The following is a 4,258-nucleotide window of genomic DNA, read 5'->3' as shown; positions in this document are numbered from 1 at the left end:
CACAGCAATATCGTGAGCGGCGCGAAGATCGCGAGCGGGATCGATCAGACGGCGACCTATAGCCAGGGCAGCACGATTTCGGCTGACGGGGTGAATATCGTCAGCGGGAAGGATATCAACGTGACCGGCAGCAATATCGTCGGAACGAATGACGTTGCACTCACTGCCGCGCGCAACGTGACGATTACGACGTCGCAGGACACCTTGCAGTCATCGAGCTACTACGACAAGAAGGAATCGGGACTGATGTCGGGTGGTGGCTTGTCGGTGACCGTGGGCTCGCGCTCGCAGTCGGACAAACAGCAGACGTCGACCGTGACAAACACCGGCAGCACGATCGGCTCGCTGAAAGGTAATTTGACCGTGACGGCCGGCAACGATCTGCACGTGACGGGCAGCGACCTGATCGCTGGGCAGAACGTGACCGGGATCGCGAAGAACGTGACCATCGACGCGGCCGCGGGCTCGTCTAGCCATCACGAGAGCCATGAGACCAAGCAAAGCGGGCTGACGGTCGGTTTGGCGGGCACTTTGCCGCAGGCGGTTCAAGGTGCGGTGGGGCAGGCTCAATCGGCGGGCGGCAGTCAGGATAGCCGGGCGAAGGCGCTGCACGCGATCGCGGCCGCCGGTCAAACGGCCAATGTCGCACAGCAGCTTTCGGCGGGCGGCACGCCGGATATCGGGATTCAGGTCAGCGTCGGGTCGAGTCATTCGAAGAGCACCTTCACGGAAAGCCAGACGACGCAAACCGGTTCGAACGTCGTGGCAGGCGGCACGGCGGCATTCGTCGCCACCGGCGACAAGAACCAGGGTCAAGGCAACATCACGATCGCCGGTTCGGACGTCACGGCAAACAACGTACTGCTGAACGCTGCGAATCAGGTGAATCTCGTGAATACGACGAGCACCGATTCGACACGCAGCACGAACGAATCGAGCAGCGCAAGCGTGGGTGTGCAGGTGACGACGCGCGGCGTCGGGGTGTCGGCGTCGATGGCGAAGGCGCACGGCGATGGCAACAGCGATGCCGTGATGCAGAACAACACGCACATCACCGGGACCAACAACGTATCGATCGTGTCGGGTGGCGATACGAACATAATCGGTGCAGTCGTCAGTGGCAAGCACGTGTCGGCCGACGTTGGCGGCAGCCTGAATCTGGCGAGCGTGCAGGACACGACGGTCAGCGAAGCGCATCAGAAAGGCTCGGGCGGCGGCTTCACGATCAGCCAGGGCGGCGGCAGCGCGAACTTCAGCAACCAGCACGGCGATGCGAGCGGTCATTACGCGGGCGTGGCCGAACAAGCGGGCATCAAAGCTGGCGATGGCGGCTTCGATGTCAATGTGAAGGGAAACACCGATCTCAAGGGCGCGGTGATCGCCAGCACGGCTGATCCGTCGAAGAATCACCTGACGACCGGCACGCTCACGTACTCCGATATCCAGAATCATTCCGACTATAGCGCGTCGAGCAGCGGCTTCTCGGCCGGTGCGTCGATGGGCGTGCCGACGCAGGCGACCGGTCCGGGTTCGGTGCCGAATGCGGGGGGCGTGACGCCGATGCTCAGCCAGCACGACAGCGGCAGCGAGTCGGCGACGACGAAGAGCGGCGTGAGCGCAGGCACGGTCACGATCACGGACACTCCGAATCAGCAGCAGGCTCTTGCCAACCTGAATCGTGATACGTCGAACACGAATGGGACCGTCTCGAAGACACCGGATCTGCAGAATCTGTTGGGCAATCAGGCCGACATGATGAATGCGGCCAGCGCGGCCGGTGAAGCGATGGCAACGCAGATCGGTCGGTATGCGGACGACAAGCGTAATGCCGCCAATAAAGCGGCCGAACAGGCAGTGAAGGATGGCAATCCCGAGTTGGCGGCACAGTACCGTCAGGAAGCGGCGAGCTGGGACGAAGGCGGCACGAACCGGGTAGCGCTGCATACGGCTGGAGGCGCGATGATTGCCAGCCTGGGCGGCGGTAGCGCGCTGGCCGGCGCGGCCGGTGCGGGGTTGTCCGCGGCATTGGCGGGCAAGCTGAACAGCGTCGCGGACTCGATCGCGGGTGCCACCGGCGATACGAATGCGGGGTTGACGGCGGGCAATATCCTGTCGAATGTGCTCGCGACGAGTGCGGGTGCGCTGGTTGGCGGGAATTCGGGGGCGTTTGCGGCGGCGAATGTCGATCTGTATAACCGTGACCAGAGCAATGGCCAGGGCAAGGGTGGCACGGGAAGTCAGTTTATCGACTCGATCGGCGAACAATTCGCGAGCGCCGCGCGCGGTGCTTTGAATCTTGCTGAAATCATCAATCATGCGCTCAACAAGATCATTCCATCGCCTTCCGGACAGAAGCCGGATGCGGATGCGAATCCGCTCATCGATGTGACCGGCGGGCAGCGCCCACCCCCAACGGCAGGGGCGGTTGTGACGCCGATGCCGTGCCCGGTCGGGCCGGGGGCGTGCGGGATGGCCGTTACGCCGGTCGTGACGCCGGGGGCGCCGATCTTGGCAAATGGCAGTGGGGGCAATTCCTCTACGCAATCACGGGATGGAAATGCCCCAGATAATGGATCCGGATCTGACGTAAACTTGGCATCGCCAGATCGGACCAATCATATTTTGAACGGGGATGCTACTGGTGGCGGCCATCTTTGGCCTGGTGCGCCGGGCAAGTCGGCCTTCCCTGAAAATTGGTCGGCCTCGAAAGTCATGAACGCGGTTTCGGATATTGCTACGGATCCAGCAATCTCCGAGGCAGTTCAGGCGAATGGCCGAATTGTGAAGAATGGGACGGTTGATGGTATCGACATACGCGTTGTGATAGAACCCTCTAGCAAGGGTGGAGGGATTGTAACTGCGTTTCCAACAAACATTCCAAGGAATCCATAATGAAACACGACCAATCGCACTTTGATGAGTTAGAGCGACTCCTAAGGACCTCACTCCAATCAGTCGCGAAGAATTTGTCCGACAAAGACCAAGCCGACATTTGCGAATATCTGGACCACGGCGAATATGGAGTTGCATACGAACTTTTAGATTTTGTACTCGATAAACAGCATTTGGAGCGACCAACCACTCTGGTGGAAGCCGGAAGGAAGATGGGGATGATTGGCTAGAGCTTCATACGGCAGGCGGAGCGATGATCTCCGGCCTTGGCGGCGGTAGCGCACTGGCGGGCGCGGCCGGTGCGGGGTTGTCTACGGCATTGGCGGGCAAGCTGAACAGCGTCGCGGACTCGATCGCGGGTGCCACTGGCGACACGAATGCGGGGTTGACGGCGGGCAACATCCTGTCACGTGCTCGCGACGAGTGCGGGTGCGCTGGTTGGCGGGAATTCGGGGGCGTTTGCGGCGGCAACCGGGATCAGAGCAGTGGTCAGGGTAAGGGTGGTACGGGCAGGGAGCGCATTGACCGCTTTAAGGACAAGTTAATTGAAGCGACCGTCGATTACATCAAGCTGCGGCAGGTGGGTTTCAAATTTGTGATCACGCCAGGAAAGTAAGGAGAGTATGCAATGACGAGTCAACGAGAGCGATTGGAGCAAGCACTTGGCGGACGGATCGAGAGAAAAGATGCGCGTGTAATTCCCGGAACTGTTCAAGTAGAGGGAACGGAAATTATTTATTTTTCAGACCGAAAGGACATGCCTATTCGCAAGCAGTTCAAAAGTCTTACTGAGTTTGCGCCGTCTCCGAGCGCTCAGAACGGAGGCGTGAATGACCGTGGATGCCATATCACACTGCCGGACGGACAAACGTTCCACGCGATTGGTTATCACGGCGATCTTGTTGGTTGGAGGAAAGATATCGAGCTGGGGGCAAATGGGTTGAATGTGCTGCTCGCTCGAATTAAGGATGGTCAGTTCGTCGTTTCCGATGGTCGCGCTGTATCGCTTAACGACTGCAAGATCGAATTCAATTGATCCACGATGTCAATGTCGGGTTGATTTGGGTTTTCGCTTTCACAGAATGGTGAACAATCGATAAAAAGGTGAATCGCAGACAATGTGAGACCCAGTTGTAGTCCGTGATCACATATCTAGAAAAGCATATGAGAACTATTCGCCGGGGGAATTCCGCTGCGGCCGCACTGCTGCTCATCGCGACCAGTGTGTCTGCGCAAGAAGCATCGCGCGTGATCATTCCGGGTAACGACCAGCAAACCAGACAGCAGGAAGAAGCGCGCGAGCGCGAACGAGCAATCTCCGCGCCCGGAGTGCGCTCGGGCGTGACGGCGAGCGCCGCGTATCCAG

The 4,258-nt window shown here is 59.6% G+C and carries 4 protein-coding genes and 2 pseudogenes; all 6 read left to right on the top strand.

The genetic code is table 11. From position 1 onward, the window contains the following. Positions 1–2,199, top strand: a pseudogene (locus tag BSIN_RS00025) (hemagglutinin repeat-containing protein); the annotation flags it as partial. A 237-nt stretch (positions 2,200–2,436) separates the two neighbouring features. Next, positions 2,437–2,892, top strand: coding sequence for an EndoU domain-containing protein (locus BSIN_RS26875; protein WP_440244435.1), 456 nt, complete (start codon positions 2,437–2,439; stop codon positions 2,890–2,892). After that, on the top strand, positions 2,892–3,122 hold the full coding sequence (locus BSIN_RS00020) for a hypothetical protein (protein WP_089339118.1): 231 nt from the start codon (positions 2,892–2,894) through the stop codon (positions 3,120–3,122). Before BSIN_RS26875 ends, BSIN_RS00020 begins: the two co-directional genes overlap by 1 nt. A 23-nt stretch (positions 3,123–3,145) precedes the next feature. After that, positions 3,146–3,508 carry a hypothetical protein gene (locus BSIN_RS00015; protein ID WP_089339117.1) on the top strand — a complete coding sequence of 121 codons (363 nt, stop codon included), beginning with the start codon at positions 3,146–3,148 and terminating at the stop codon, positions 3,506–3,508. 12 nt (positions 3,509–3,520) lie between these two features. Continuing rightward, entirely contained in the window at positions 3,521–3,928 is a 408-nt protein-coding gene (locus BSIN_RS00010) for a hypothetical protein (RefSeq protein WP_089339116.1), read from the top strand. Between the two features lie 128 nt (positions 3,929–4,056). Further along, positions 4,057–4,258: pseudogene (locus tag BSIN_RS26145) on the top strand (ShlB/FhaC/HecB family hemolysin secretion/activation protein); the annotation flags it as partial.

The organism is Burkholderia singularis (assembly GCF_900176645.1).
GTDB classification, from domain to species: domain Bacteria; phylum Pseudomonadota; class Gammaproteobacteria; order Burkholderiales; family Burkholderiaceae; genus Burkholderia; species Burkholderia singularis.
This window is presented reverse-complemented; position numbering and strand designations above follow the sequence as displayed.